Below are 24,969 nucleotides of genomic sequence, written 5' to 3'. Positions count from 1 at the left end.
CTCACCCTCTTGACAGGCAATACAACAAGTTCAAAGAATCATGGTTCACGCCATTGTTCGGCTAAGTTTCCCGCAAGTAACGTCTCGTTTCGCGGCAGGGAAAGCGTCAGGCCGCCGGCCTCTCTGCCCCCACCGCAGCACCCCCACGAAGCACCCTCTGCCGGTCAATCCCCAAGGAGAGTCCCAGAGTCATGAAGAAGCCGATCAGAAACATCGCCGTGGTCGCGGGAGCCGCGTCGGCCGCGTTCGCCCTCACCCTCAGCCCCGCCTCCGCGGTGCCCTCGACGGTCTGGACCGTCAGCCCCAACCCGGCCAACATCACCGCCGTCAACAGCGGGAACATCGTCCTCAGCGTCAACGGTCTCGCGATGACGTGTACGAAGTCGAACGGCGCGGGCACCGGCGCGAGCACCACCGGCAACCCTGCGGTCGTCGGCAAGATCAACTCCATCGCCTTCGGCGCCTCCGGCGCGCCCTGCACCAGCGTCCTGGGCCCGGTGACCACGGTCCCGACCACCCCCTGGACGATCGTCGCGCAGGACTACGCCGCCGGCGTCACCAAGGGGTACGTCGGCAACGTCAACGCCAAGGTGACCGTCGGCGCCTGCGTCTTCCGCGTCACGGGCAAGGCGTCCGGCACGTACACCAACTCGACGGGCGCGCTCGCCGTCAACAGCCTCGCCGGCGAGCTCACCGTCGTCGAGTCGGCCGGCTGCGGCGCGGCGGTGCCGCTCGGCGCGAAGCCGACCTTCAAGGGCACGTACCTCTTCAAGGTGGGCACGGCGATCCCGACGATCGTCGGCTCCAACCCGTAAGGCACCAGGTCTCCGCGTCCGTCCGGCCGGCCCCCCGGCCGGGCGGACGCGGGCCTGTCCGCACCCGCTCCGAGGAGACCCGCACCATGAAGAAGCCGCTCGGAAGACGCGCCGCGGTCGCGACGGCCGCGGCCGCGGCCGCGTGCGTCCTCGCCGTCCCGCCGGCGACGGCGGCGCCGTCGACGGTCTGGACGGTGACCCCGTCGCCGGTTGGCGTATCCGCCGCCAACACCGCGAACGTGGTCATGATGATCGAGCTCGTGCCGGGCAACGGCATCGCCATTGCGTGCTCCCGGTCGTCCTTCTCCGGCAGCCTCCGAAGCGCCACCGGCAACCCGGCGACGGTCGGCACTCTCCATGCCGTCGCGTTCGGCGCCCCCGGGGCACCCTGCACCAGCGTCCTCGGCCATGTGACCTTCGCCCCGGCCACGCCCTGGGCGATCGCCGCCCGGGACCACACCGCCTCCACCGGCGTGACGCAAGGTCACCTCGGAGACGTCGATCTCAGGGGGACGGTCGGCGCCTGCACCTTCCGTGTCCGGGGACAGCTGCCCGCCACCTACACCAACGCCACGGGCAAGCTCGCCGTCACCGGTACGACCGGCGGCCTGACCGTCGTGTCCCAGGCCGGCTGCGGCGACGCCGCGCCGGTCGGCGCCAGCCTGATCATCACTGCCGACTACCTGGTCAGAACGACGGGCACCACTCTCGCCCCGGCGATCGTCGGCACCCACCCCTGAGCCCCCTCCGAGCGGAGCACCAGATGCCAGGCCCCCGGCCCACACCACGCCCCACCCGTGCGCGCGTGCGCGGCGCGACGATCGCCGCGTTCGTGGCGCTCGCCCCGCTGCTCCCCGCGGCCGCCGTCGCCGTCGGCACGGTGGAGGTCGACGCCGCGCTGCCGTACGTCTGCACCCTGCCCTCGGGGCCGCAGCAGGTGACGGTGCGGATCACGGCCGCCTTCCCCGAACGGGCCTCCGCGGGCGAGGAGATCCGTCCCGTCGACGTCGCCACGACCGTCGAGCTGCCGGCCGCGGCCGTCGCCGGCCTCACCACGCCCGAGGCCACCGCCGTACGGGCCGAGACGCGCCTCGCGGTCGGCGTGGCGCAGGACGAGCAGCGTACGGAGGTCACCTGGAGCGGAACGGCACAGCCGGTCGCCGTGCCCGCCGAGGGGGCCCTGGTCCTCACCACGACCGGAGACGCGCCGTCCCTGACCACGGGTACGGCCGGCGAGCTGGTCCTCACCGCCGGGGCGCTCGCCGTGGACCTCGCGCCGAGCGCGGCCGACGGGGCGGCCACCACGCCCCCGTCGCTGTCCGCGGCCTGTGTCCCCGCCCCGGACGCGGAGGGCCGTACGGTGCTCGCCCGGGTCCCGGTCGGTGCCGGCGCCTCGACCGGTACGCCGTCGGCCCCGCCGCCCTCGACCACGGCGCCCTCCTCGCCGTCCCCGTCGCTCCCCACGGACCGGCCGGCCCCGCCGACCGCGCCCGGAACCACCCGCGCGACGCCGGACGTCCCGACGTCCCCCGGGGCGGGCCCCCGGCCGGGGGGCAGGGGGCTCGCGACGGCCGAGGAGGAGGCACCCGGCACGCCGGCGCCCCGGCCGGACGCGCCGCCCTGCGTCACCGAGAAGCCGACGCCGATGTCGCTGTCCGCGTACGTCACCGGCTACGCCAACGTGCGGAAGCTGAACGGCGCCTCGCTCATTCCGGTGACCTGCATGCTGATCGAGCAGGGCGAGATGCAGATACCGGACACCCTGCCACCGGAGGGCGAGTTCCACTTCACCACCCTCTCCCCGGGCAACCTCTCCTACCAAGGGCGCAAGCAGACCCCGCCGTTCACCGCCACCTTCCTGACCTTCGACTTCCAGCCGGTGACGGCGACCATGGTCCTGGAGCAGGTCGGACCCATCACGATCGACACCCTGGTCCGCGTCATCTTCAGCACCTTCGACAACCACTTGGAGAACACCGTCCGGGCGCCGCTCGTCCTCCGCGTCCTCGACGTCAAGGTGAACGGCGTCGACCTGGACGTCGGCCCCTCCTGCCGCACGTCGGCCCCGCTCACCTCGCCCGAGCCCGAGCCCGACAAGTTCCCCGGGAAGCACCTGGTCCTGCTGGGCCTGGGCAAGATCCCCTACGGCCAGCCCGCCGAGGGCTACGTCCTCACCGGCGGCGGCCCCCTCACCGGCACCGTCACCATCCCGCCCTTCAAGGACTGCGGCGCGGACGGCGAGGACCTCGACCGGCTGCTGACCGCCGCCATCTCGGGGCCGGACAACCACGTCAAACAGATCCAGGGCCAGACCTGCTCCGTGGGCATCGAGACCCCGCCTCCGGACCAGTGCACCGAGGACCGCCAGCCCCTCGTCGTCCCCAAGCCCGAGCGCTGAGCCCCGGGCGCCACCCCCGACCGAAAGGCCCGCCATGCCCCTCGTCACCGCCCGCACCAAGCTCGCCACCGTCTCCGCGCTCACCGCGCTCGGCGCCTTCGCCTCCATGGGCACGGCGACGGCCGCCACCCCGGTGCTCAACGGCGGCTGGGCGCCGTCCACCCGGTGTCCCGTCGACGCCACCCCGATGATCTCCACGGACGGTCTCGACACCTCGCCGCAGTGCGTCGTGTCGTACTCCCTCAGCGGCTCCATCAAGCTCGGCAACACCACGGTGCCCACCGGGAAGACCAACCTCCAGATCGGCGTCGTGCAGAACGCCGACGGCACCAACTCGGTCGTCGCCCCGGCCGGAGGCGCCCTCATCGCCGACTCCGCCACCGTCCCCGGCGGCCTGATGGGGCTGATGTGCCCGAGCGACATCCCGTTCGTCACGGACATCTGCCGGCAGCTGTCGGACGCGAAGCTCAACAAGATCACCGCGACCATGGAGTCGGTCGGCACGCCCTCCGAGTTCGACCAGATCGCGGGCGTCCTCACCGACCAGCCGATCGTGACCATCCCGGTCCGCATCCGCCTGCAGAACCCGTTCCTCGGCGACAACTGCTACATCGGGTCCAAGAGCAACCCGATCCTGCTCCGCCCGAAGAACCTCACGGCGCCCGGCTTCGGCGTCACGCGCTTCGACGGCGACGGCACCGCCAACGAGGAAGGCGAGATGAGCCGCCTCGACCTCCTCGGCGCCACCCAGTACGACGACGGCTTCGCCGTGCCCGGCGCCAGCGGCTGCGGCCTCGGCTGGTTCGGGATCATCGACGCGGCGGTCAACCTGAAGACGGGGCTGCCCGCCGGAGCCGGGAAGAACAAGCTCCTGCTGAACGACACCCAGACCCACCTCACCGGTCTGTTCGCCCCCGGTGTCCTCGCCCCCGACGCCGGCAAGGTCTTCTCGCGCAACTGGCACTCGGCCGTCAACTAACGGCCACTCAGGAGTCATTACCGGCCGACTCGGCCCCGTACGGCCACCTCGCGTACATGACTCTTGCTCAAGTTGTGTACAGCACACACGAGGTGTCCTAGCTTTTCGGCGAATCCACATCGGTACGTACCTGATGGCTCCTGCGGCGTCCGCCAACCCGGCCGGGCGCCGCAGCGCCGCTCCCCCACCGGTCACGTAGCAGAGCAAGGGATCGGTCCATGCCCTCCATCGCACAGTCACCGGAGCTCGGTGAGCCGCTCGATCCGCTGCCGCGGGAGTTCGCCGCCCTGATGCGACCGGAGATCCCTGGTCTCGTCAAGGAGATCGGCTTCGAGATCGAGCGCGCCTACCCCGTGTACACCCACCTCTTCAACGGCCCCCACTGCGACGCCATCCGCCAGGGCGTCGAGCAGGCCCTGGCCGCCTTCGTGGACCGGGTCGACACCCCCGGGACGAACTCCACCCTCCGCGACGAGCTGCTCCGCCAGTTCGGCCGGGTGGAGGCGTACGAGGGGCGCGCCCTGGACTCCTTACTGGGCGCCTATCGCCTCGGCGCCCGCGTCGCCCTGCGGCGCGCCAAGAGCATCGGACGCACCTACAACCTCTCCCCCACCCTGATCCTCGCCTTCGCGGACGCGCTCTTCGCGTACGTGGACGAGCTGGAGTCCCTCTCCCGCGAGGGGTACGTCTCCGTCCGGACCCGGGCGGTCTCCGACGTGGCGGCGCTGCGCAGGAAGCTGCTGCACCTGGTCGTCGCCGGGCCGCCGCTGCCCCGGGCCGCCGTCGCCGAGCTGTGCCGGGAGGCGTCCTGGCAGCTCCCCGCCGAGTGCACCCTGGTCGTCCTGCGGCCGCCGGCCGCCCGGGTGGTGCCCGACCGGCTGGACCGGGACGTCCTCGCCGACCTGAGCCTGCCGCACCCCCATCTGCTGGTGCCGGGGCCGCCGACCGCCGAGCGCCGGGCGATGCTCGACGCGGCCCTGGCCGGCACCCCGGCCGTCCTCGGGCTCACCGTGCCGCCGGCGCAGGCCGCCCACTCGCTGCGCTGGGCGCGGCGGGTCCTCCAGCTCGTCGACGACGGCATCGTCGCGGACGCGCCCGTGGTGGCCTGCGAGGACCATCTGACGACGCTGTGGCTGCTCTCCGACCCGGCGCTGACCGCCCAGCTGGCCCAGCGCGAACTGGCGCCGCTGGACGGCCTGTCGGGCACCCGCCGCGAGCGGCTCATCGAGACGCTGCGGGTGCACGTCTCCACCCGTGCCCCGGCCGAGCAGGTCGGCGAGCTGCTCGGTGTGCACGCCCAGACCGTCCGCTACCGGCTGCGGAACCTCGACAACCACTTCGGCGACCGGCTCCTGGACCCGGAGCGCCGCTTCGCCCTGGAGGCGGCGCTGCGCTCGCTCCACCTCCACGGCCGGCGGGCCGCCGACTGACCTCCGGGGGTCACGCCGTCCGGGGGACGAGCCGGCAGCGGGCCGGTCCCGCGGCCTGGAGGGTGATCGCGGGAGCGACCGGCACCTCGGTGTCCACGGCCTCGAAGCCGTGGCGCCGGAGGATCGCCGCGAGCGCGATCACCGACTCCAGCATCGAGAAGTGCTGGCCGATGCAGGCCCGGGGGCCGCCGCCGAAGGGGAACCAGGCGTAGCGGGGGCGGGCGGCCTCCGCCTCGGGGGTGAAGCGGTCCGGGTCGAAGCGCTCGGCGTCCTCCCAGTAGGCGGGGTGCCGGTGGGTGACCCAGGGGGCGACGACGACGTCGGCGCCGGCCGGGACGGCGACGCCGCCGACGGTGGTGGCGGCGACGGCCCGGCGGCCGATGACGGGCGCGGCGGGGAAGAGCCGCATGGCCTCCTTCAGGACCCGGGTGACGTACGGGAGGCGGTCGAGGTCGGCCGCGCCGGGGGCACGGTCGCCGAGGACCCGGTCGACCTCCTCGTGGGCGCGCCGCTGGGCCTCCGGGTGGCGGGCGAGGAGGTGGAGGGCGAAGCCGAGGGAGGTGGCGGTCGTCTCGTGGCCGGCGAGCAGGAAGACGAGGACCTGCTCGCGGAGTTCGGTGGCGTCGAAGGCGCCGTCCTCGGCGGACTCGGCGCGGACGAGCAGGGACAGCAGGTCGTCGCCGTCCTCCTCGGTCCGGCCGCCGGCCTTCCGCTCGGCGATGATCCGGTCGCACTCCTCGTAGAGCGCCCGGTGGAGGGCGGCGGCGCGGCGGTTTCCGGGGGTGGGCCAGTCGCGGGGGATCCTGACCGGGGCGTAGCCGCGGCTGAGCACGTAGGAGCCGACGCCGGGGAAGCAGCGCTCGACGACCTCGACGGCGGAGTCGACGTCGGTGCCGAAGAGGATGCGGGCGACGGCGCGCAGGGCGAGCCGGGTCGACTCGTGGAGGACGTCGACGGTGGTGGCGCCGGAGGCCTCCCACTCGGCGAGGAGGGTGGTGACCTCGGCGGCGACGGCGTCGGCGTAGCCGTCGACGCGGCGCTTGGTGAAGAGCGGCTGGACGAGCCGGCGCTGGCGCAGGTAGTCCTCGTCCTGGCTGGTGAGCAGCCCGTTGCCGAAGGACTCGCGGACCTCCTGGTAGAAGGCGTTGTCCTTGCGGAAGTTGGCGGACTCGCCGGCGAGGACCTGCTGGGCGCCCTCGGCGGAGAAGACGGCGTAGACCTCGGCCCGGGCGCCGGGCGGGCCGGCGGTGATGCGGACGACGTCGCCGTGTTCGCGCCGGGCGCGCAGGAAGGTGCCGAGCGAGTCGTTCCTGAGGTCGAACATCGAGCCGAGGACGGGCAGTCCGGAGAGGACGGGTGCTTCGGTGGCCATGTGGTTTCCCCCTTGGTCGCGGCGCCGTGGGGATTGTCCCGCACGAAGTGACCGATGGGTAGCTTCCGTTGACGGGGCATCCGGTTCCGGCCCGTTGTCAGTGGCCTCTGGGAGGCTCGGCGTCATGGACGAGAACCTCACGGACGACGCACCGGGCGAGCGCCCCTCACTGACCCTCCAGCTCACGGTCGACTGCGCGGATCCGGCCCGCCTCGTACCCTTCTGGGCCGAGGCGCTGCGGTACGTGCCGGAGCCCCCGCCGGAGGGGTACGGGAGCTGGCGGGAGTACTGGGCGGCGTCCGGGGTGCCGGAGGAGGAGCTGGGCGACGGGGCGGGGGACCTGCCGGAGTCCCTGGTCGACCCGGCGGGGGCGGGGCCGCGGGTCTGGTTCCAGCAGGTCCCGGAGCCGAAGGCGGTGAAGAACCGCGTCCACCTGGACCTGAAGGTCGGCGGTGGGCGCGGGGTGCCGCTCTCCGTGCGCCGGGCGCGAGTCGACGGGGAGGTGGCCCGGCTGACCGCGCTCGGCGCGACCGTGCTGCGCGTGATGGACGAGCCGCACGGGATGGAGTACTACGCGGTGGTGCTCCAGGACCCGGAGGGCAACGAGTTCTGCGTGGTGTGACCGCGCGGTCAGTCGGCGTCGCGTGGGTCGAAGGAGTCGGTGTCGACGGTCAGCGGCTCGGGGAAGGCCCCGGCGACGTCGTCCCAGCGGGTGAACTTGAAGTTGGTGCCCTCGCGGTCGCCGTCCGCCGGGGTGGCCTCGCCGTCGTGGGTGACGAGCAGGCCCTTCGGGAAGGCTGAGCCGAGCGGCACGTTCACCACGGTGGCGCCGTCGGAGTGCTGCACCCCGTCGGTGGCGGGCCCGTCGGTGACGGAGAAGGAGCCGAGGTAGGCGTGGGCGCCCTCGCGCGCGTAGACGGCGAAGGTGTCGTCGCCCTGGCTGGAGGCGAGGACGTAGCCGGTGCCGTCGCCGCCGTGGTAGACGGTGACGCCCTCGGCGTCGGCGCTCAGGTGCTCACCGCCGAAGCCGGGGTCGTTCGCGGTGTCGAGGACGCATTCCTCCTCGGCCTCGTCGTAGGTCCACGGGGTGCCGTACTGGCGGACCCGGTCCAGGAGTTCGGGCCGCTCGAACTCCTCGTCGTCGATCTCGACGCGCCAGAGGCCGACGGCCTCCTGCGCGGCGTAGAGGACGTGCTCCTCCTGGTCGACGGCCATGCCCTCGACCTGCGGCAGCTCGCCGGGGTCGGCGCAGGGCCGCCAGGCGGTGCCGTTCGGGAGGGTGAAGGACCGGGGCAGGTCGAGGGTGTCCTCGGTGCGGTAGCCGACCCGGCCGCCTCGGTCCTCCAGTTCGAGCAGGCGCAGCCGGCTGCGCTCGCGCTGCGAGACGACGACGTAGGCGTCGTCGCCGTCGCGGTAGGCGGAGAGGCCGTAGGCGGTGGTCTGCTCGTCGACCTCGGCCTCGCTGCCGGCGAAGACGGGGGTGACGTCGGCGGCGGTGACGTCCCGCAGCGGGGCGCGGCCGGCGGCGAGGGCGGCCGGGTCGATGGCGTAGGCGCGGATCCGGTCGCGGCCGCGGTCGCTGACGACGGCCAGGTCGGTGGGGCGGCCGTTCAGCTCGAAGCCGTACACCAGGTCGACGTTGTTGAACCGTCCGGGGGCGGCGTCCTCGCCCGGGGCGGGCGGGGCGGCGATGTGCTGGAGGCGGCGGCCGTCGAGCTCGTACACGTCGAGGCCGCCCTCCTTGAGGGTGCCGATGACGAGGCTGCGGCCGGGCCGGGTGGGGTCGACCCAGACGGCGGGGTCGTCCGCGTCGGCGTTGCCGCCGGCCTCGTCGTCGTACACGACGGGCGTCTCGACGCGGGCGGTGACGCCGACGGGCTGGGGGGTGGCGGGGACCGCGGCCACGACGCTGAGTGCGGCGGCCAGGGCGGTCAGAGCGGAGGCGCTCACGGTACTCCTCGGTAGCTTTCTCGGACGGCCGAGACGCTACGGAGGCGGAATGGAGCGGGCCTTGCGGACCCGTGAATTCCGCGCGACCGTCCGAGCCCCCCGTTTAGCATCCGGTTCATGGGGACGGACATCGAGGGCGCGATAGAGGTGCGCGGGGCCGAGGGCCGCTGGGAGGTCCGGGACCGGCTGCCGGACTGCGCGCTGGTGCGCGACCGGGACGCGCGGGAGTGCCTGTTCGGGTACGGCGGCAGCGGGCTCCAGATCGAGCGGCCGCTCTTCGACATGCGGGGCCTCCCGCCGGGCGCCTCCGCGGACATCCCCGACGACGAGGTCAACCACAGCCATTCGTACGCCACCTGGGCCGAGGTGGCGGCTGTCGACTGGGACGCGCCGCTGAACGACCGCGCCGACGGCAACCACGTCGGGGTGTGGGTGCCGGGGCCGGACGGCGAGCTCGTCCTGGACCACGTCGCCTGGACGCCGCTCGCCGTCCTGGACGCGGCGGAGGAGCTGTTCGGCGAGGACCTGTGGCCGTACGAGTGGCCGCCCGGGGGCGAGGTCCCGCTGGACGGGGCGGTGTACCGGCCGGTGGTGTACACGGCGCGGATGTTCGCCCCGCCGGACGGCGACCGCTGGGGCCCGGTCTGGGCGCTCATGGGCGATCTGGCGGCCGTCCACGGTGACGAGAACGTCCGCCTGATCGTCTGGTTCGGCTGAGGACTACCTGCCGACGGCCCGGCTGATGACCATGCGCTGGATCTCGCTGGTCCCCTCGAAGATGGTGTAGATGGCGGCGTCGCGGTGCATGCGCTCCACCGGGTACTCGCGGGTGTAGCCGTTGCCGCCGAGGATCTGGACGGCCTGGGCGGTGACGGACTTGGCGACCTCGCTGGCGTACAGCTTGGACATGGAGCCCTCGGCGTTCGTGAAGGGCTTGCCGGCGGTGGCCATCCAGGAGGCGCGCCAGACGAGCAGGCGGGCCGCGTCGATCTGCGTGGCCATGTCGGCGAGCTGGAAGGCGACGCCCTGGTTCTCGATGATCGGGCGGCCGAACTGCACGCGGGTCTTCGCGTAGTCGAGGGCGACCTCGTACGCGGCGCGGGCGGTGCCGACGGCCATGGCGCCGACCGCCGGGCGGGAGGCCTCGAAGGTGGCCATGGCGGCGTTCTTGACCCTCTCACCACCGGACTTGGCCTTCTCGCGCGCGCGGGCGAGGCGCTCGTCGAGCTTCTCCTTGCCGCCGAGCAGGCAGGAGCCGGGGACGCGGACGTCCTCCAGGACGACCTCGGCGGTGTGCGAGGCTCGGATGCCGTGCTTCTTGAACTTCTGGCCCTGGGAGAGGCCGGGGGTGTTCGGCGGCACGATGAAGGAGGCGTGGCCCTTGGAGCCGAGCTCCGGGTCGACGACGGCGACGACGACGTGGACGCCCGCGATGCCGCCGTTGGTCGCCCAGGTCTTGGTGCCGTTGAGCACCCACTCGTCCTTGGCCTCGTCGTAGACGGCCCGGGTGCGCATGGAGGCGACGTCGGAGCCGGCGTCGGGCTCGGAGGAGCAGAAGGCGGCGACCTTGACGTCGTTCGCGTCGCCGTACATCTGCGGCACCCAGGTGCCGATCTGCTCCTCGGTGCCGTTGGCGAGGACGCCGACGGCGGCGAGGCCGGTGCCGACGATGGAGAGGGCGATGCCGGCGTCGCCCCAGAAGAGCTCCTCCATGGTCATCGGGACGCCGAGGCCGGTCGGGTCGAAGAACTGCTGGGCGTAGAAGTCGAGGGAGTAGATTCCGAGCTTGGCCGCCTCCTGGATGATCGGCCAGGGGGTCTCCTCACGCTCGTCCCACTCGGCGGCGGCCGGCCGCATGACGTCCGCGGCGAAGCCGTGGAGCCAGTCACGGACTTCCTTCTGGTCGTCGTTGAGCTCGAACGTGAACTCGGCCATGTTCCCTCCCAGCAGTACGTTACTTGCGGTAACACCCAGTCTGTTACCGGCGGGTACGGCTGTCAACCTGCGGGTCCTTCCCCGCGAAGGGCGATCGGGCGGTTCGGCACAGCATGCCGGTCGGGTGTTACGTTGCGACAGCCTCAGGTCATCGCACGGGCGGGGAGACACGCTTATGGACATCGCACACCGGACCACCGACCAGCAGAAGAGCGCCGAGCAGCGGCGGCGCGAACTGCTGGAGGCGGCGGACCGGGTGGTGCTCCGCGACGGCCCCAAGGCATCCATGAACGCGATCGCGGCCGAGGCGGGCATCACCAAGCCGATCCTCTACCGCCACTTCGGCGACAAGGGCGGCCTCTACCGGGCCCTCGCCACCCGCCACACCGACGCCCTCCTCGCCTCGCTGCGGGCCGCGCTCGACGCCCCCGCCGACCGGCGCCGCCGGGTCGAGTCCACCCTCGACACCTACCTCGCCTCCATCGAGGCGATGCCGCAGGTCTACCGCTTCCTCATGCACCCGGCCGAGGAGACCCACCAGGCCGAGCAGGGCTTCGACGTCGGCCGCCACTCGGCGCCGCTGCTGCGCCGCATGGGCGAGGAGCTCGGCCAGGTCATCGCCGAGCGCGTCGACCTCGGCCCGGCCGCCGAGGCGCAGGCCCGGATCTGGGGCCACGGCATCGTCGGCATGATGCACGCCGCCGGCGACTGGTGGCTCGGCGAGCGCCCCTGCTCCCGCGCCGAACTCGTCCGCGCCCTGGCGGACCTCCTCTGGGGCCGCCTCGCCGAGGCCGACGACCGCGCGGACGGCCCGGGCTTCTAGCGGACGGCCCGGGTTTCCAGGAGCACGCTCCCGAAGCCGGCCGGGGGCCGGCGGCCGGAACGGTCTCGGGGGTGCCCGGGGCGCCGGGCCCGCGGGGCCGGCGATCCCGGGCGGTCGCCTTCGGAGCCGTGCCGGGAAAGGAACGGCCTACGCCTCCAGGGCGGACGCGCCCCCGCCCCACGGCTGTTTGCGGATGGCGCGCAGGAGTCGTGATCTCCGCCACCCGGTGACGTGCTCCGCGTAGACGTGGCCTTCCAGGTGGTCCACCTCGTGCTGGAGGCAGCGGGCGAAGAAGCCGGTGCCCTCGACGCGGACCGGGGTGCCGTCCGTGCGGACGCCCTCGACCACCGCGCGGTCGAAGCGGGCCACCGGCGCCTCCAGGCCCGGCAGCGAGAGGCAGCCCTCGGGGCCGCGGTACACGTCGCCGTCCGCCTCGACCAGCCGCGGGTTCACCACGTGCCCCAGGTGACGGACCTCCTCGTCGTCCGGGCAGTCGTACACGAAGACCCGCAGCCCCACGCCCACCTGGTTGGCCGCGAGCCCGACGCCGTGCGCCGCGTACATCGTGGCGAACATGGACTCCACCAGCCGGTCGAGTTCGGGGCCGAACTCGGTGACGGGGGCGCAGGGCGCGTGCAGCACGGGGTCGCCGAGCAGGGTCATCGTCCGGACGGCGCCGGAGCTGCCGGGGATGGGGCGGTTTCGCATGGCGGTAAGGGTACGGTCCGCCGTGACCTCCTCATTTCATACGGTCGGCACGGTGCCGCGGTTCGGGCTCCTGGCCGGTTCTCGATAGGCTGAGCCCTGACCGACGCAAGGAGGATCAAGGACGATGTCAGGACACCCCGGTAATCCAGAGCCGCTGACGCCCCGCGCCAAGCTGGCCGTGACCGCGGGCCGGGCGGCCGCCGCGGTGTCGCGGGCGGCCGGCCGCGGCAGCGGATCGGTGATCGGCGGCCGGGTGGCGCTCAAGCTCGACCCCGACCTGCTGGGACGGCTCGCGCAGCACCTGGACGTCGTCCTCGTGTCCGCCACCAACGGCAAGACCACCACGACCCGGCTGATCGCCGAGGCCCTGCGGGCCGCGGGCCCCGTGGTCTCCAACGCCCTGGGCGCCAACATGCCCGCCGGCATCACCTCCGCCCTCGCCGGCGGCGGCGACGCCCGGTACGGCGTGATCGAGGTCGACGAGAAGTACCTCGCCGGCGTCGCCCGCGACACCACCCCCAAGGCGATCGCGCTGCTCAACCTCTCCCGCGACCAGCTCGACCGCGCCGCCGAGACGCGGATGCTCGCCGAGAAGTGGCGCGAGGGCCTCAACGGCTCCAAGGCCGTCGTCATCGCCAACGCCGACGACCCGCTGATCGTGTGGGCCGCCTCCTCCTCCCCCAACGTGGTGTGGGTCGCGGTCGGCCAGGAGTGGAAGGACGACGCCTGGTCGTGCCCCTCCTGCGGCGGCGTCCTGCAGCGCCCGGGCGACGACTGGTTCTGCGGCGAGTGCGGCTTCCGCCGCCCCGCCCCGAGCTGGGCGCTCAGCGGCGACCACGTGCTCGACCCGCACGGATCGGCCTGGCCGATCCGGCTCCAGCTGCCCGGCCGCGCCAACAAGGCGAACGCCGCCACCTCGGCCGCCGTCGCCGCCGTCTTCGGCGTGCCGCCGCAGGTCGCCCTGGAGCGCATGTACCAGGTGCAGGCCGTCGCCGGCCGCTACGACGTGGTCACCTTCCAGGACCGTCAGCTGCGGCTGCTGCTCGCGAAGAACCCGGCCGGCTGGCTGGAGACCTTCTCGCTGATCGACCGGCCGCCGACGCCGGTGATCCTCTCGGTCAACGCGCGCGGCGCCGACGGCACCGACACCTCCTGGCTGTGGGACGTCGACTACGGGCGGCTCGCCGGGCACCCGATCATGGTGATCGGCGACCGCAGGCTCGACCTGGCGGTCCGCCTGGAGGTCGCGGGCGTCGACTTCCGCGTCTGCGAGACCCTCGACGAGGCCGTCGCCATGGCCCCGCCCGGGCAGATCGAGCTGATCGCGAACTACACCGCGTTCCAGGACGTCCGCCGCCGCGTGGGCAACTGACCCCGCCCCGACTCGCAGAAGGACTTGCAGCATGAGTGACAGCAGCCTGCGTGTGGTCTGGGTCTACCCGGACCTGCTCAGCACCTACGGCGACCAGGGCAACGTCCTCGTCGTCGAGCGCCGCGCCCGCCAGCGCGGCCTGGCCGTCGAGCGCGTCGACGTCCGCAGCGACCAGCCCATCCCCACCTCCGGGGACATCTACCTGATCGGCGGCGGCGAGGACCGGCCGCAGCGGCTCGCGGCCGAGCGGCTGCGCCGGGACGGCGGCCTTCCCCGGGCCGCCTCCAACGGCGCGATCATCTTCTCGGTCTGCGCCGGCTACCAGATCCTGGGCCACGAGTTCATCAACGACCTCGGGGAGCGCGAGCCCGGCCTCGGCCTGCTCGACGTGACCACGGTCCGCGGCGAGGGCGCCCGCTGCGTCGGCGACGTGCTCGCCGACATCGACCCGCAGCTGGGCCTCCCCCAGCTGACCGGCTTCGAGAACCACCAGGGCATCACCCACCTCGGCCCGACGGCCCGCCCCTTCGCGCGGACCGTCATCGGCCGGGGCAACGGCACCGGCGACGGCACCGAGGGCGCGTACAACGACACCGTCTTCGGCACCTACATGCACGGCCCCGTGATGGCCCGCAACCCGCAGATCGCGGACCTGCTCCTGAAGCTGGCCCTCGACGTGAACGCGCTGCCGCCGACCGACGACCGGTGGTACGAGGCGCTGCGCGCCGAGCGCATCGCCGCCGCCGCGCAGCCCGCCTGAGGCACTGTCACCAGCCCCGCGGAAGCGCACTTCTGAGCGGGCTGGCGCACATTGGATTCGTAAGTAAATACGGTGTCCAATCTGCGGACATCCGGTTCGGCCCCGCCACCCGGCAACGATAGGGTGGCGGGGATCCAGCCGGACGACGTGGTCCGGGAGTCGGCCCACGTTGCAAAGGTTTTTGGGCTATGCGCATTGGTGTGCTCACCTCCGGCGGAGACTGCCCCGGTCTGAATGCCGTCATCCGGTCCGTCGTGCACCGGGCCGTGGTCGACCACGGGGACGAGGTCATCGGCTTCCACGACGGGTGGAAGGGCCTCCTGGAGGCCGACTACCGGAAGCTGGACCTCGACGCGGTGGGCGGCATCCTCGCCCGCGGCGGCACCATCCTCGGCTCCTCCCGGGTCCAGCCCGCGCACCTCGTCGACGGCGTCGAGCGGGCCAGGGGCCACGTCGCCGACCTCGGTCTCGACGCGATCATCCCGATCGGCGGCGAGGGCACCCTCAAGGCCGCCAACCTCCTCTCCGAGGCGGGCCTCCCCATCGTCGGCGTCCCGAAGACGATCGACAACGACATCGCCTCGACCGACGTCACCTTCGGTTTCGACACCGCCGTGACCGTGGCCACCGAGGCCCTCGACCGGCTGAAGACCACCGCCGAGTCCCACCAGCGCGTCCTCGTCGTCGAGGTCATGGGCCGTCACACCGGCTGGATAGCCCTGCACTCGGGCATGGCCGCCGGCGCCCACGCCGTCGTCGTCCCGGAGCGCCCCTTCGACATCGACGAGCTGACCTCCCGGGTCGGCGCCCGCTTCGAGGACGGCAAGCGCTTCGCGATCGTCGTCGTCGCCGAGGGCGCCAAGCCGCGCGAGGGCTCGTCCATGGACTTCAAGACGGCCGGCACCGACATCTACGGCCACGAGCGGTTCACCGGCGTCGCCAACCAGCTCTCCGTCGAGCTGGAGCGCCGGCTCGGCAAGGAGGCCCGCCCGGTCATCCTCGGCCACGTCCAGCGCGGCGGCACCCCCACCGCGTACGACCGCGTCCTGGCCACCCGCTTCGGCTGGCACGCCGTCGAGGCGGCGCACCGCGGCGAGTTCGGCATGCTGACCTCGCTGCGCGGCACCGACATCGTCATGGTGCCGCTCGCGCAGGCCGTGGAGACCCTGAAGACGGTCCCCGAGGACCGCTACGACGAGGCCGAGTGCGTGCTCTGAGCACCCCCGCGCGCCCCGTGCGCCCGACACCCGCCCCCGGTCGCGAGCGCGACCGGGGGCGGTTCTAGTCTGGTGCGGACAACAAGCGCGAAACGGGCTCGGCGCGCAATGGGCTCCAGGAGTAAGCGATGGATCACAGCGGGCACGGCATGACCACGGATCTGCCGCCGTTCACGCTGGGGCGGGGCCTGGAGTTCTCTCCCGACCTCTTCTTCCTCGTCGGGTGCCTGGTGGCGCTCGGCCTGTACGGGTGGGGGGTCGCCCGGCTGCGCGGGCGCGGGGACGCCTGGCCGGTCTCCCGGACCGTGCTCTTCACCGCCGGCGTGCTGTCCGTCGCCCTGGTGATGTGCACCAAGCTGAACGACTACGGCATGGTCATGTTCAGCGTGCACATGGTGCAGCACATGATGATCTCCATGGTCTCGCCGATCCTGCTGCTCCTCGGCGCGCCGGTGACGCTGGCGCTCCGGGCGCTGCCGGTGGCCGGGCGCGGTTCGCTCGGCCCGCGCGAGGTGCTCCTCAAGCTGCTGCACAGCCGGTACATGAAGGTCATCACGCATCCGGTCTTCACCATCGGCATCTTCATCGCCAGCCTCTACGGCCTCTACTTCACCCCGCTCTTCGACACGCTGATGGCGTCGAAGCCGGGGCACATCGCGATGATGGTCCACTTCCTCGCGGTGGGCGTGGTCTTCTTCTGGCCGATCATGGGCGTGGACCCGGGTCCGCACCGGCCGGGCTACGTGATGCGGATGCTGGAGCTCTTCGCCGGCATGCCGTTCCACGCCTTCTTCGGCATCGCCATGATGATGGCGTCCCAGCCGATGGTGAAGGCGTACGAGAACCCTCCGGCCTCGCTCGGCATCGACGCGCTCGCCGACCAGAACGCCGCGGGCGGCATCGCCTGGGCGTTCAGCGAGATCCCCTCGGTGCTCGTGCTGATCGCCCTGGTCTACCAGTGGTACCACTCCGAGCAGCGGCAGGCGGTCCGCAAGGACCGGCAGGCGGACCGGGACGGCGACAAGGAGCTGGCGGAGTACAACGCGTACCTGGCCTCGCTGCAGGGGCGCGGGCGCTGAACCGCCCCCGCCGGATCCCCGCACGGGAGTAGCGCCCGCCCCCCGCGGGGGGTCACCATGGCAGGGAGGCTTCCCTGGCCCCGGTCGGGAGGAGGGCGGGCAGATGTCCGGTTCCACGAAGGCGATGACGATCGTCACCTGCGCCGCGCTGGTGCTGATCAGCGCGTACACGGTGGCGCTCGGGAGCAGCGGCTGGCTCTGGTTCGGCTGGATCGTGCTGATGGTGGCGACGATCGGGATGGCGGCGGCGGACAGCACCGAGTCGGTCGCGGGGCGCGGGCCACGCGCGGGCGGGACGGGTCCGGCGCCGCGCTGACGGCCCGGGCCGTCGTCACATGTGCCGGTTCCCGTAGTACTGCTCGACGAGCCGGATGAAGGTGACGTCGTCCTCGTTCCGGCCGGACTCGAAGTCGGGCGACTCGCGCACCTCCCGCTTGGTGCAGTTCACGTGCACGGTCTCGTTCTCCCGGTCCACGCGGCCGACGAGACCGGCGGGCAGGACGACCTTGTGGCCGAGGATCCACGGGCCGGTGTCCACGACCAGGTAGGACCGGTCGACGTCCTCGGTGTGCCGGTCGACCTTGCCGATGCCGCCGTCGGTGGCCTCCACGGCGTAGCCGATCAGGGTGTCGCCCGGCACGTGGCCGGAGGACTCCGCGTAACCCCACATGCCGGTGCTCATGGCACGCCTCCTCGCCGGCTCGGTCGCCTCGTGTGCCGCGACTGCCCCCGCCCGGCGCGTTCATCCGCCGGTCAGCGCGGGGCGAGGACGATCCAGACCTGTCCGGGCGCGAAGGCGAGGGGGCGGCCGTCGGCGGTGAAGGCGGTGCCGCCGGCCGGGTCGGGGCGGGACCAGCGGGCCTCGTACGCACGGCCGTCGCGCAGCACGGTCGCGGTGCCGGTGCCGGTGGTCTCGGTGTACGGGGAGACGGCGCCGTTGACGTCGCGGAACGCGGAGGGGCGGACGGTGACCCGCTGGACGACGACGGTGGCGGGCGTGAGCGGGCCGCCGTCGGTGGTGGTGGCGGGGCGGCCGTCCATGGCGACGCGCCAGCCGCGGTCGGCGGCGGACCAGGTGAAGGCGTAGCGGGCGGCCGGGAAGCGGACGGTCTCGGTGGTGGTGGCGGTGCCGCCGGCGGGCGCGGCGCCGAAGCGGAACCCGACGGGCCGGACGTCGGAGGCGTCCGGGGCGGCGGCCAGGGCGCGCTCGGGGCGCAGGTACAGGTTGTGCGGGGCGGGCCGGTCCGGGGAGCGGCGGAAGGCTCCGGGGGCGTTCGACTGGTGGACGAGGTCGAGCGGGGCGGCTTCCAGGAGCGGGTTCAGGGCGCGCTGGGCACCGGAGTAGGCGAGCGCGGGATTGCCGAAGGGGCGCAGCAGGGAGATGTCGGACTCGCGGGCGCTGCGGACGGGGCCGATGCTGTCGGGGAGGCGGGAGGAGTAGACGGCGAGCAGGCGGGTGACGCCGCCCTCGACCTGTTCGACGTAGACGAGGTCGGCGGCGCCGAGGCCGGTGTGGGGGCGGGCCGCGGCCACGTTGTCGATCTTCACGGCGAGGACCGGGCCGGTGCGGGCGGGCAGTCCGGTGAGCGGGGAGACGGCACTCGGGGCGGTGCCGGTCCGGTCCGGCTCCCCCGGGCCGGAGTCCGAGCAGCCGTACAGTCCGGCCGCGGCCGCCGCGCAGAGCAGGGCGGCGAGCAGGCGGCGGGGTCCCCGGGGTGCGGGGGCGCCTGGCATTTTCGGCCTCCCGGGTGAGTCGGGCCACTCCGACCAGTGGACCACGGGCGGGCGGGGGGTTACAACGGGCGGGACGGACGACGAACGGGGGTTTTTCGGTGTTCTACCGGCTGCTGAAGTACGTACTGCTCGGGCCGCTGCTCAAGCTGCTGTTCCGGCCGAGGGTGGAGGGGATCGAGCACGTCCCCGAGGAGGGTGCGGCGATCGTCGCGGGCAACCACCTCTCCTTCTCCGACCACTTCCTGATGCCGGTGGTGCTCGACCGGCGGATCACCTTCCTGGCGAAGCAGGAGTACTTCACCGGGCCCGGGCTGAAGGGGCGGCTGACGGCGGCGTTCTTCCGGGCGGCCGGGCAGATCCCGGTGGACCGCTCGGGCAAGGAGGCGGGGCGGGCGGCGATCCGCGAGGGGCTCGGGGTGCTGGCGAGGGACGAGCTCCTCGGGATCTACCCCGAGGGCACCCGCTCGCACGACGGACGGCTGTACAAGGGCAAGGTGGGGGTGGCGGTGATGGCGCTGACGGCGGGGGTGCCGGTGGTGCCGTGCGCGATGGTCGGCACCTTCGAGATCCAGCCGCCGGGGCGGGTGGTGCCGCGGATCCGGCGGGTGACGATCCGCTTCGGGGAGCCGCTGGACTTCTCGCGCTTCGCGGACTCGGCGGACGAGCGGGCGGTGGTCCGGGCGGTCACGGACGAGATCATGTACGCGATCATGCGGCTGTCGGGGCAGGAGTACGTGGACGAGTACGCGGCCGTGGTGAAGGCCGACGGGTCCTGAGCACGGCGGAGGGGCCGTCGCCGGGTGGCGACGGCCCCTCCTCACGTCAGTCGGCGGCTACGGCCGCGGGGCGGCGTGCGGGGCGCACGTCTGGTCCGTGGCGTCGAGCTTCCCGCTCAGCAGGTACGCGTCGACCTTGGAGTTGAGGCACGGGTTGACGAGGCTGGTGATGCCGTGCGAACCGGCGTCCTTCTCGGTGATCAGGCGCGAGCCCTTGAACCGCTTGTGGAGCTCGACGGCGCCCTCGTACGGGGTGGCGGCGTCGCGCTCGGCCTGGGCGATGAGCACCGGCGGCAGGCCCTTGCCGGTCTTCACCTGCACGGGCTTGTGGCTCGGGACCTTCCAGGTGGCGCAGGGGAGGTTCATCCAGGCGTTGGCCCAGGTCATGAACGGGTACTGCGCGTGGAGGCGGGAGTTGTCCCGGTCCCACTTCTTCCAGCTGGTCGGCCAGGGGGCGTCGGCGCACTCGACCGCGGTGTAGACGGCGTTGCCGTTCTCCGAGGCGATGTTGCCGGCGGTGTCGGTGAGGTCCGCGGCGGCGTTGTCGATGAGCGGCTGCGGGTCGCCGGCGGCGTACGCGCTCCAGGCCTCGGCCACGGGGGCCCACATGGAGTCGTAGTACGGGGCGCTCTGGAAGAAGCCGATCAGCTCGGCCGGGCCGACCTTGCCGCCGAGCGGCTCCTTCTTGGCGGCGGCGCGCAGGGTGTCCCACTGCCGGCGGACCTCCGGCAGGGTGGAGCCGAGGTGGTAGGTGGCGTCGTTCTGGGCGACCCAGGTCATCCAGTCGGTGAGCCGGCCCTCGAAGGCGATGTCCTGGCCGAGGTTGGCCTCGTACCAGATCGACCGGGTCGAGGGGTTCACGACGCTGTCCAGGACCATGCGGCGGACGTGCGTCGGGAAGAGGGTGCCGTAGACGGCGCCGAGGTAGGTGCCGTACGAGACGCCGACGAAGTTGAGCTTCTTCTCGCCGAGGGCGGCGCGGATGACGTCGAGGTCGCGGGCGGTGTTCGGCGTCGTCATGTGCGGGAGCATGTCGCCGCTCTTCTCGAAGCAGCCCTCGGCGTACTCGGCGGCGAGCTTGCGCTGCGCGCGCTTGTCGGCCTCGCTGTCGGGGACCGGGTCGAGCTTGGGTCCCTTGACGAACTCGGTCGGGTCGACGCAGGAGATCGGGGCGGACTTGCCGACGCCGCGCGGGTCGAAGCCGACGAAGTCGTAGGCCTTGGCGACGTTCGTCCAGACCTTGTGGTTCGTGGTGACGCGGCGCGGGAAGCGCAGGCCGGAGCCGCCGGGGCCGCCGGGGTTGTAGAGCAGCGCGCCCTGGCGTTCGGCCGGGGTGCCGGTGGCGCCGATCCGGTCGACGGCGATCTTGATCGTCTTGCCGTCGGGACGGGCGTAGTCGACGGGGACGGTGACCCAGCCGCACTGGATCGGCTTCTCCAGGCCCCAGTCCTCGGGGCAGTCCTGCCAGTCGATCCCGGCGCGGGCGGCCCGGTCCGCGGCGAGCGCGACGCCGTAGGCCTCGGCGTCGCGGCCGTGGCGCTCGCCGCTGTCGGCACTGGCCGCCGGAGCCGCGAGCGCTCCCGCGACGAGCGTGGCGGCGATGAGCGTGCCGGCGGAGCCGAGCACTGCCGTACGTCGTCTCAAAGGTCCTCCCCCTGTAGGTGGTCGTCTGTTCGAGTGATCCTTTCGTCAACGAGGGCGCCACGTCAGTCCGAACGCCAGTTTCTTTGCCGAACCCATAACCGGATCGGGGTGTCCGCTGAGCGGTACACCCCGATCCGTCTCATTCGGGGGCGAGTTCGGCCAGGGCGGCGTCGAGGATCCGGCGCAGGGCCAGCGCGTCGGGGGCGACGGCCGTGACGAGCGCCGCCGGTCCGGCGAGCGGGGTGAGCACCGCGTGCTCGCCGAGCGGACGCGCCGCCGGCGGCTCCTCCCCGTAGGCCGGTTCGACCACGAGGAGCTGACCGGTGGCGCGGTGACCGGCGAGGACGGCGCCGCCGTCCCAGCCGCCGGGGGCCCCGGGGCCGTACGCGAGCTCCTGGTCGAGCAGGGGCCGGCCGGCGCGGCGGACGGTGAGCCGGGAGACCAGGGTGCCGGGCGGTTCGCCGTGCCGGCCGAGGACCTGTTCCTCGCGCAGCACCAGGCGGGCGGTGGGGGCGAGCTCGACGGCGGTGCGCACCCGCAGGTGGGAGCCGTGGGCGCTGACGAGCTGTTCGGGCAGCCAGCGCAGGGACGCCGCCGCGCCGACGCGGAGCCGGAGGTCGTACGCCGCCGGGGCCGGGTCGCGGCCCGGCAGGGCCAGCGTGGCGGCGGCCGAGTCGACCCGCAGCCGCGCCCCGTCCCGTACCTCGGTCTCGATCGCGAGCCGGTCGCCGCCGAGCGGTGCGCTCATCGCGCCGACCACCGTCACCCGCGACCAGCCGGGGGCTGCGGCACGGGTGCGGCGCAGGGCGAGCGGCCCGTCGCTCTCCAGGACCGGCAGGGAGCCGTCGGCCCCGGCGGCGATCCGGGCGGTGGCGCGGAGGCTCACGCGGTGGGCGCCGGGGCGGCCGTCCAGGCGGCGAGCCGCTCCCCCACCCAGGCGGCGACCGGCCCGACGCCCTCCTCGGACCGCAGCGAGGTGAAGACGACGGGGAGTTCGCCGCGCTGCTCGGCCGCGTCGCGGGCCATCCGGCCGAGGTCGGAGCCGACGTACGGGGCGAGGTCGGTCTTGTTGACGACGAGGAGGTCGGCGGTGGTGACGCCGGGGCCGCCCTTGCGGGGGATGTCGTCGCCGCCGGCGACGTCGATGACGAAGACCTGCGCGTCGACGAGGCCCCGGGAGAAGGTCGCGGTGAGGTTGTCGCCGCCGGACTCGACGAGGATCAGGTCGAGCGGGCCGACCGCGTCCTCCAGCTCCTCGACCGCCTCCAGGTTGGCGGAGATGTCGTCGCGGATGGCGGTGTGCGGGCAGGCGCCGGTCTCGACGGCCCGGATCCGCTCGGGCGGCAGCACGGCCTCGCGGAGCAGGAACTCGGCGTCCTCCCGGGTGTAGATGTCGTTGGTGACGACGGCGAGCGAGAGGGTGTCGCGCAGGGCGCGGCAGAGCGCGGCGACGGTCGCGGTCTTGCCGGAGCCGACCGGGCCGCCGAGGCCGACGCGCAGGGCGCGCCGGGTGCCGTCGGGCCGGCGGGCGTCGGCGGAGATCGCGCCGTGGTGGGTGTGGCCGTGGTCGAGGTGCATGGACGTACTCCCGTGTTACGAGGCGAAGAGGCGCACGGGCCAGGCCGCGTGCTGTTCGGCGGTGATGTCGAGGAGTGGCGCGGAGGCGGCGGGCAGCGCGTCGACGCCCTCGCGGGCGGCGGCGGTCGCCCGGGCGGCGACCTCGTCCATCTCGGGGGCGAGCCGGGCGAGGACGGCGGTCGCCCGGTACGGGTCGAGGCCCAGGAGCCGTACGGTCGCGGTGGCCGGCCCGCCGACCGCCTCGTACGCGGCGCAGTGCGCGGCGTCCTCGGGACCGAGGCCGGCGGCCCGCGCGGTCACGCCGAGGACGACGGGCTGGTGCGCGCCGCGCGGGAACGCGGCGGCGAGCGCGTCGAGTCCGGGTCCCGGCCAGGTGGCCCGGGCGGCCCGCATCAGCTGCCGGCCGAGCCGGCGGGCGGCGGCGCGGAGCGCGGGCGAGGGGGTGCGGGCGTCGGCGGCGGCGTCCAGCTCGTGGAGGTCGAGGCCGAGGGCCGCGCCGGCGGCGAGACCGGCGGCGGTGAGCCCGGCGGTGTGCAGCCGCCCGCGGCAGAAGGCCTCCAGGCTCGCGGCGTCGCGGACGCGGCCGGCCTTGACGGCGGCCTCCGCGCCGCCGGAGTGGGCGTGCCCGCCGGCGGGGAACCGGCCGTCGGCGAGCACGAGGAGGGCCGAGCGCGTCATCAGAAGAGGAAGTAGCGCTGGGCCATCGGAAGTTCCGCGGCGGGGGCGGGTTCGACCGCTTCGCCGTCGATGGTGACGGTGAAGGTGTCGGCGTCGACCTCGACGCGGGGCACGGCGTCGTTCTCCCGCATGTCCGCCTTGGTGACGCGGCGGGTGGAGCGGATCGGAGCGAACTCCTTGGCCAGGCCGAGCCGCTGCGGCAGGTCGTCCTCGATCGCCGCCTCCGCGGTGAAGTTGACGGAGCCGGCGGCGGCCGCCCGGCCGAGCGCGCCGAACATCGGCCGCGGCAGCACCGGTTGGGGCGTGGGGATGGAGGCGTTGGCGTCGCCCATCTGCGCGTACGCGATCTGGCCGCCCTTGAGGACGACGAGGGGCTTCACGCCGAAGAAGGCGGGCTCCCACAGGACGAGGTCGGCGAGCTTGCCCGGCTCGACGGAGCCGACGAGGTGGTCCATGCCCTGGGCGACGGCCGGGTTGATCGTGTACTTGGCGACGTAGCGGCGCGCGCGGTGGTTGTCGGCGCGGCCGTCCCCGGGGAGGGCGCCGCGCCGCTTCTTCATGACGTGGGCGGTCTGCCAGGTCCGCAGGATCACCTCGCCGACGCGGCCCATGGCCTGGGAGTCGGAGGAGATGATCGAGATCGCGCCGAGGTCGTGGAGGACGTCCTCGGCGGCGATGGTGGAGGGCCGGATCCGGGACTCGGCGAAGGCGAGGTCCTCGGGGACGGCGGGGTTGAGGTGGTGGCAGACCATCAGCATGTCGAGGTGTTCCTCGATGGTGTTGACGGTGTGCGGCCGGGTCGGGTTGGTCGAGCTGGGCAGCACGTGGGGCTCGGAGACCACGGTGATGATGTCCGGCGCGTGCCCGCCGCCCGCTCCCTCGGTGTGGTACGCGTGGATGGTCCGGCCCGCGATGGCGGCGAGGGTGTCGCCGACGAAGCCGGCCTCGTTGAGGGTGTCGGTGTGGATGGCCAGCTGGACGCCGGTCTCCTCGCAGACCCCGAGGCAGGCGTCGATGACCGCGGGGGTGGCCCCCCAGTCCTCGTGGATCTTGAAGCCGAGGGCGCCGCCGCGCAGCTGGGAGTGCATCGCCTCGCGGGACACGGTGTTGCCCTTGCCGAGGAGGCCGATGTTGACGGGGAAGGTGTCGAGGGCCTCGAACATCCGGGCCGTGTGCCAGGGGCCGGGGGTGACCGTGGTGGCCTTGGTGCCCTCGGCGGGGCCGGTGCCGCCTCCGACGAGGGTGGTGATGCCGGTGGCGAGGGCCTGCTCGACGACGGTGGGCGAGATGAAGTGGATGTGGGTGTCGACTCCGCCCGCGGTGACGATCCGGCCGTTGCCGACGATCACCTCGGTCTCGGGGCCGATGACGAGGGCGGGGTGGACGCCGTCCATGGTGTCGGGGTTGCCGGCCTTGCCGAGGGCGGTGATCCGGCCGTCGCGGACGCCGATGTCGGCCTTGACGATCCCCCAGTGGTCGATGACGACCGCGCCGGTGATCACGGTGTCGGGGGCGCCCTCGGCGCGGGTGGTGCGGGCCTGGCCCATGGACTCGCGGATGACCTTGCCCCCGCCGAAGACGGCTTCCTCGCCGGCCCGGCCGGGTCCGCCGCAGCGGTCCTCCTCGATCTCGACGAGGAGGTCGGTGTCGGCGAGCCGGACGCGGTCGCCGGTGGTGGGGCCGAACAGGTCGGCGTAGACGGCGCGGTGGAGGTCAGGCAC

25 protein-coding genes are annotated in these 24,969 nt (G+C 73.3%); 14 read left to right on the top strand and 11 right to left on the bottom strand.

Annotated elements, in window-relative coordinates; all coding sequences use genetic code 11:
* The first annotated feature begins 191 nt into the window (after positions 1 to 191).
* From IE245_RS14165 to IE245_RS14145, 5 genes are all read left to right on the top strand, one after another.
* Positions 192 to 815, top strand: coding sequence for a hypothetical protein (locus IE245_RS14165; RefSeq protein ID WP_189947195.1), 624 nt, complete (start codon positions 192 to 194; stop codon positions 813 to 815).
* Between the two features lie 86 nt (positions 816 to 901).
* Positions 902 to 1,555 carry a hypothetical protein gene (locus tag IE245_RS14160; protein WP_189947194.1) on the top strand — a complete coding sequence of 218 codons (654 nt, stop codon included), beginning with the start codon at positions 902 to 904 and terminating at the stop codon, positions 1,553 to 1,555.
* A 65-nt stretch (positions 1,556 to 1,620) separates the two neighbouring features.
* Positions 1,621 to 3,213: a DUF6801 domain-containing protein gene (locus tag IE245_RS14155; protein ID WP_308436610.1), complete on the top strand. Its 1,593-nt coding sequence runs from the start codon at positions 1,621 to 1,623 to the stop codon at positions 3,211 to 3,213.
* 34 nt (positions 3,214 to 3,247) lie between these two features.
* Positions 3,248 to 4,192, top strand: a complete 945-nt coding sequence (locus tag IE245_RS14150; protein WP_189947192.1) for a hypothetical protein — start codon at positions 3,248 to 3,250, stop codon at positions 4,190 to 4,192.
* A gap of 218 nt (positions 4,193 to 4,410) precedes the next feature.
* Entirely contained in the window at positions 4,411 to 5,622 is a 1,212-nt protein-coding gene (locus IE245_RS14145) for a PucR family transcriptional regulator (protein ID WP_189947191.1), read from the top strand.
* A 10-nt stretch (positions 5,623 to 5,632) separates the two neighbouring features.
* On the opposite strand, the gene IE245_RS14140 is transcribed toward IE245_RS14145, so the two are convergent.
* Positions 5,633 to 6,994, bottom strand: coding sequence for a cytochrome P450 (locus tag IE245_RS14140; protein WP_189947190.1), 1,362 nt, complete (start codon positions 6,992 to 6,994; stop codon positions 5,633 to 5,635).
* Between the two features lie 124 nt (positions 6,995 to 7,118).
* Here IE245_RS14140 and IE245_RS14135 point away from each other — a divergent pair, with 124 nt between their 5' ends.
* Complete coding sequence (locus IE245_RS14135) at positions 7,119 to 7,616, top strand: VOC family protein (RefSeq protein ID WP_189947189.1); 498 nt, start codon at positions 7,119 to 7,121, stop codon at positions 7,614 to 7,616.
* Between the two features lie 8 nt (positions 7,617 to 7,624).
* Here the strand turns inward: IE245_RS14135 and IE245_RS14130 are convergent, their stop codons facing one another.
* The gene (locus tag IE245_RS14130) at positions 7,625 to 8,944 is read right to left on the bottom strand and encodes a phytase (protein ID WP_189947188.1); all 1,320 of its coding nucleotides are present in this window, start codon (positions 8,942 to 8,944) and stop codon (positions 7,625 to 7,627) included.
* 117 nt (positions 8,945 to 9,061) lie between these two features.
* Here IE245_RS14130 and IE245_RS14125 point away from each other — a divergent pair, with 117 nt between their 5' ends.
* A complete protein-coding gene (locus IE245_RS14125; RefSeq protein ID WP_189947187.1) occupies positions 9,062 to 9,661 on the top strand; it encodes a hypothetical protein in 600 nt (199 codons plus the stop codon).
* 3 nt (positions 9,662 to 9,664) lie between these two features.
* Here the strand turns inward: IE245_RS14125 and IE245_RS14120 are convergent, their stop codons facing one another.
* Positions 9,665 to 10,879: an acyl-CoA dehydrogenase family protein gene (locus IE245_RS14120; RefSeq protein WP_189947186.1), complete on the bottom strand. Its 1,215-nt coding sequence runs from the start codon at positions 10,877 to 10,879 to the stop codon at positions 9,665 to 9,667.
* Between the two features lie 175 nt (positions 10,880 to 11,054).
* Between IE245_RS14120 and IE245_RS14115 the strand changes: the two genes are divergently transcribed.
* On the top strand, positions 11,055 to 11,702 hold the full coding sequence (locus IE245_RS14115) for a TetR/AcrR family transcriptional regulator (RefSeq protein WP_189947185.1): 648 nt from the start codon (positions 11,055 to 11,057) through the stop codon (positions 11,700 to 11,702).
* Between the two features lie 147 nt (positions 11,703 to 11,849).
* Here IE245_RS14115 and def read toward each other — a convergent pair whose 3' ends face one another.
* Complete coding sequence (def, locus tag IE245_RS14110; protein ID WP_189947184.1) at positions 11,850 to 12,410, bottom strand: peptide deformylase; 561 nt, start codon at positions 12,408 to 12,410, stop codon at positions 11,850 to 11,852.
* A 124-nt stretch (positions 12,411 to 12,534) separates the two neighbouring features.
* Here def and IE245_RS14105 point away from each other — a divergent pair, with 124 nt between their 5' ends.
* The 5 genes from IE245_RS14105 (at position 12,535) to IE245_RS14085 (ending at position 17,154) form a co-directional block, all read left to right on the top strand.
* Positions 12,535 to 13,782: a Mur ligase family protein gene (locus IE245_RS14105; RefSeq protein WP_189947183.1), complete on the top strand. Its 1,248-nt coding sequence runs from the start codon at positions 12,535 to 12,537 to the stop codon at positions 13,780 to 13,782.
* 31 nt (positions 13,783 to 13,813) lie between these two features.
* On the top strand, positions 13,814 to 14,542 hold the full coding sequence (locus IE245_RS14100; protein WP_189947182.1) for a type 1 glutamine amidotransferase: 729 nt from the start codon (positions 13,814 to 13,816) through the stop codon (positions 14,540 to 14,542).
* Between the two features lie 188 nt (positions 14,543 to 14,730).
* A complete protein-coding gene (locus IE245_RS14095) occupies positions 14,731 to 15,759 on the top strand; it encodes a 6-phosphofructokinase (RefSeq protein WP_189947181.1) in 1,029 nt (342 codons plus the stop codon).
* Between the two features lie 128 nt (positions 15,760 to 15,887).
* Positions 15,888 to 16,838 carry a cytochrome c oxidase assembly protein gene (locus IE245_RS14090; protein ID WP_189947180.1) on the top strand — a complete coding sequence of 317 codons (951 nt, stop codon included), beginning with the start codon at positions 15,888 to 15,890 and terminating at the stop codon, positions 16,836 to 16,838.
* A gap of 103 nt (positions 16,839 to 16,941) precedes the next feature.
* Positions 16,942 to 17,154, top strand: coding sequence for a hypothetical protein (locus tag IE245_RS14085; protein ID WP_189947179.1), 213 nt, complete (start codon positions 16,942 to 16,944; stop codon positions 17,152 to 17,154).
* 15 nt (positions 17,155 to 17,169) lie between these two features.
* Here the strand turns inward: IE245_RS14085 and IE245_RS14080 are convergent, their stop codons facing one another.
* Together IE245_RS14080 and IE245_RS14075 are read right to left on the bottom strand one after the other, a co-directional pair.
* The gene (locus IE245_RS14080) at positions 17,170 to 17,520 is read right to left on the bottom strand and encodes a PRC-barrel domain containing protein (RefSeq protein WP_189947178.1); all 351 of its coding nucleotides are present in this window, start codon (positions 17,518 to 17,520) and stop codon (positions 17,170 to 17,172) included.
* A 71-nt stretch (positions 17,521 to 17,591) separates the two neighbouring features.
* Positions 17,592 to 18,572, bottom strand: a complete 981-nt coding sequence (locus tag IE245_RS14075) for a DUF3048 domain-containing protein (RefSeq protein ID WP_189947177.1) — start codon at positions 18,570 to 18,572, stop codon at positions 17,592 to 17,594.
* Between the two features lie 98 nt (positions 18,573 to 18,670).
* Between IE245_RS14075 and IE245_RS14070 the strand changes: the two genes are divergently transcribed.
* A complete protein-coding gene (locus tag IE245_RS14070; RefSeq protein WP_189947176.1) occupies positions 18,671 to 19,348 on the top strand; it encodes a lysophospholipid acyltransferase family protein in 678 nt (225 codons plus the stop codon).
* A gap of 57 nt (positions 19,349 to 19,405) precedes the next feature.
* Here IE245_RS14070 and IE245_RS14065 read toward each other — a convergent pair whose 3' ends face one another.
* The 5 genes from IE245_RS14065 to IE245_RS14045 all read right to left on the bottom strand — a co-directional run bounded on the left by IE245_RS14065 (position 19,406) and on the right by IE245_RS14045 (position 24,969).
* Positions 19,406 to 20,992, bottom strand: a complete 1,587-nt coding sequence (locus tag IE245_RS14065; RefSeq protein WP_189947175.1) for an alpha/beta hydrolase — start codon at positions 20,990 to 20,992, stop codon at positions 19,406 to 19,408.
* Between the two features lie 139 nt (positions 20,993 to 21,131).
* Complete coding sequence (locus IE245_RS14060; protein WP_189947174.1) at positions 21,132 to 21,878, bottom strand: urease accessory protein UreD; 747 nt, start codon at positions 21,876 to 21,878, stop codon at positions 21,132 to 21,134.
* Positions 21,875 to 22,570, bottom strand: a complete 696-nt coding sequence (gene ureG, locus IE245_RS14055) for an urease accessory protein UreG (RefSeq protein WP_189947173.1) — start codon at positions 22,568 to 22,570, stop codon at positions 21,875 to 21,877. Before ureG ends, IE245_RS14060 begins: the two co-directional genes overlap by 4 nt.
* A gap of 15 nt (positions 22,571 to 22,585) precedes the next feature.
* Positions 22,586 to 23,248, bottom strand: a complete 663-nt coding sequence (locus IE245_RS14050; protein WP_189947172.1) for an urease accessory protein UreF — start codon at positions 23,246 to 23,248, stop codon at positions 22,586 to 22,588.
* Complete coding sequence (locus tag IE245_RS14045) at positions 23,248 to 24,969, bottom strand: urease subunit alpha (RefSeq protein WP_189947171.1); 1,722 nt, start codon at positions 24,967 to 24,969, stop codon at positions 23,248 to 23,250. Before IE245_RS14045 ends, IE245_RS14050 begins: the two co-directional genes overlap by 1 nt.

The sequence above is a fragment of the Streptomyces roseolus genome (assembly GCF_014649855.1).
Taxonomy (GTDB): domain Bacteria; phylum Actinomycetota; class Actinomycetes; order Streptomycetales; family Streptomycetaceae; genus Streptomyces; species Streptomyces roseolus.
The sequence above is the reverse complement of the archived record's forward strand: the minus strand, read 5'-3'. Positions and strand labels throughout refer to the sequence as shown.

Bases quoted from the DNA above. Each gene is read 5' to 3' on its own strand.
- IE245_RS14165 (WP_189947195.1), top strand. From the start codon at position 192: ATGAAGAAGCCGATCAGAAACATCGCCGTGGTCGCGGGAGCCGCGTCG.
- IE245_RS14160 (WP_189947194.1), top strand. From the start codon at position 902: ATGAAGAAGCCGCTCGGAAGACGCGCCGCGGTCGCGACGGCCGCGGCC.
- IE245_RS14150 (WP_189947192.1), top strand. From the start codon at position 3,248: ATGCCCCTCGTCACCGCCCGCACCAAGCTCGCCACCGTCTCCGCGCTC.
- IE245_RS14145 (WP_189947191.1), top strand. From the start codon at position 4,411: ATGCCCTCCATCGCACAGTCACCGGAGCTCGGTGAGCCGCTCGATCCG.
- IE245_RS14140 (WP_189947190.1), bottom strand. From the start codon at position 6,994: ATGGCCACCGAAGCACCCGTCCTCTCCGGACTGCCCGTCCTCGGCTCG.
- IE245_RS14135 (WP_189947189.1), top strand. From the start codon at position 7,119: ATGGACGAGAACCTCACGGACGACGCACCGGGCGAGCGCCCCTCACTG.
- IE245_RS14125 (WP_189947187.1), top strand. From the start codon at position 9,062: ATGGGGACGGACATCGAGGGCGCGATAGAGGTGCGCGGGGCCGAGGGC.
- IE245_RS14120 (WP_189947186.1), bottom strand. From the start codon at position 10,879: ATGGCCGAGTTCACGTTCGAGCTCAACGACGACCAGAAGGAAGTCCGT.
- IE245_RS14115 (WP_189947185.1), top strand. From the start codon at position 11,055: ATGGACATCGCACACCGGACCACCGACCAGCAGAAGAGCGCCGAGCAG.
- def (WP_189947184.1), bottom strand. From the start codon at position 12,410: ATGCGAAACCGCCCCATCCCCGGCAGCTCCGGCGCCGTCCGGACGATG.
- IE245_RS14105 (WP_189947183.1), top strand. From the start codon at position 12,535: ATGTCAGGACACCCCGGTAATCCAGAGCCGCTGACGCCCCGCGCCAAG.
- IE245_RS14100 (WP_189947182.1), top strand. From the start codon at position 13,814: ATGAGTGACAGCAGCCTGCGTGTGGTCTGGGTCTACCCGGACCTGCTC.
- IE245_RS14095 (WP_189947181.1), top strand. From the start codon at position 14,731: ATGCGCATTGGTGTGCTCACCTCCGGCGGAGACTGCCCCGGTCTGAAT.
- IE245_RS14090 (WP_189947180.1), top strand. From the start codon at position 15,888: ATGGATCACAGCGGGCACGGCATGACCACGGATCTGCCGCCGTTCACG.
- IE245_RS14085 (WP_189947179.1), top strand. From the start codon at position 16,942: ATGTCCGGTTCCACGAAGGCGATGACGATCGTCACCTGCGCCGCGCTG.
- IE245_RS14080 (WP_189947178.1), bottom strand. From the start codon at position 17,520: ATGAGCACCGGCATGTGGGGTTACGCGGAGTCCTCCGGCCACGTGCCG.
- IE245_RS14075 (WP_189947177.1), bottom strand. From the start codon at position 18,572: ATGCCAGGCGCCCCCGCACCCCGGGGACCCCGCCGCCTGCTCGCCGCC.
- ureG (WP_189947173.1), bottom strand. From the start codon at position 22,570: ATGCACCTCGACCACGGCCACACCCACCACGGCGCGATCTCCGCCGAC.
- IE245_RS14050 (WP_189947172.1), bottom strand. From the start codon at position 23,248: ATGACGCGCTCGGCCCTCCTCGTGCTCGCCGACGGCCGGTTCCCCGCC.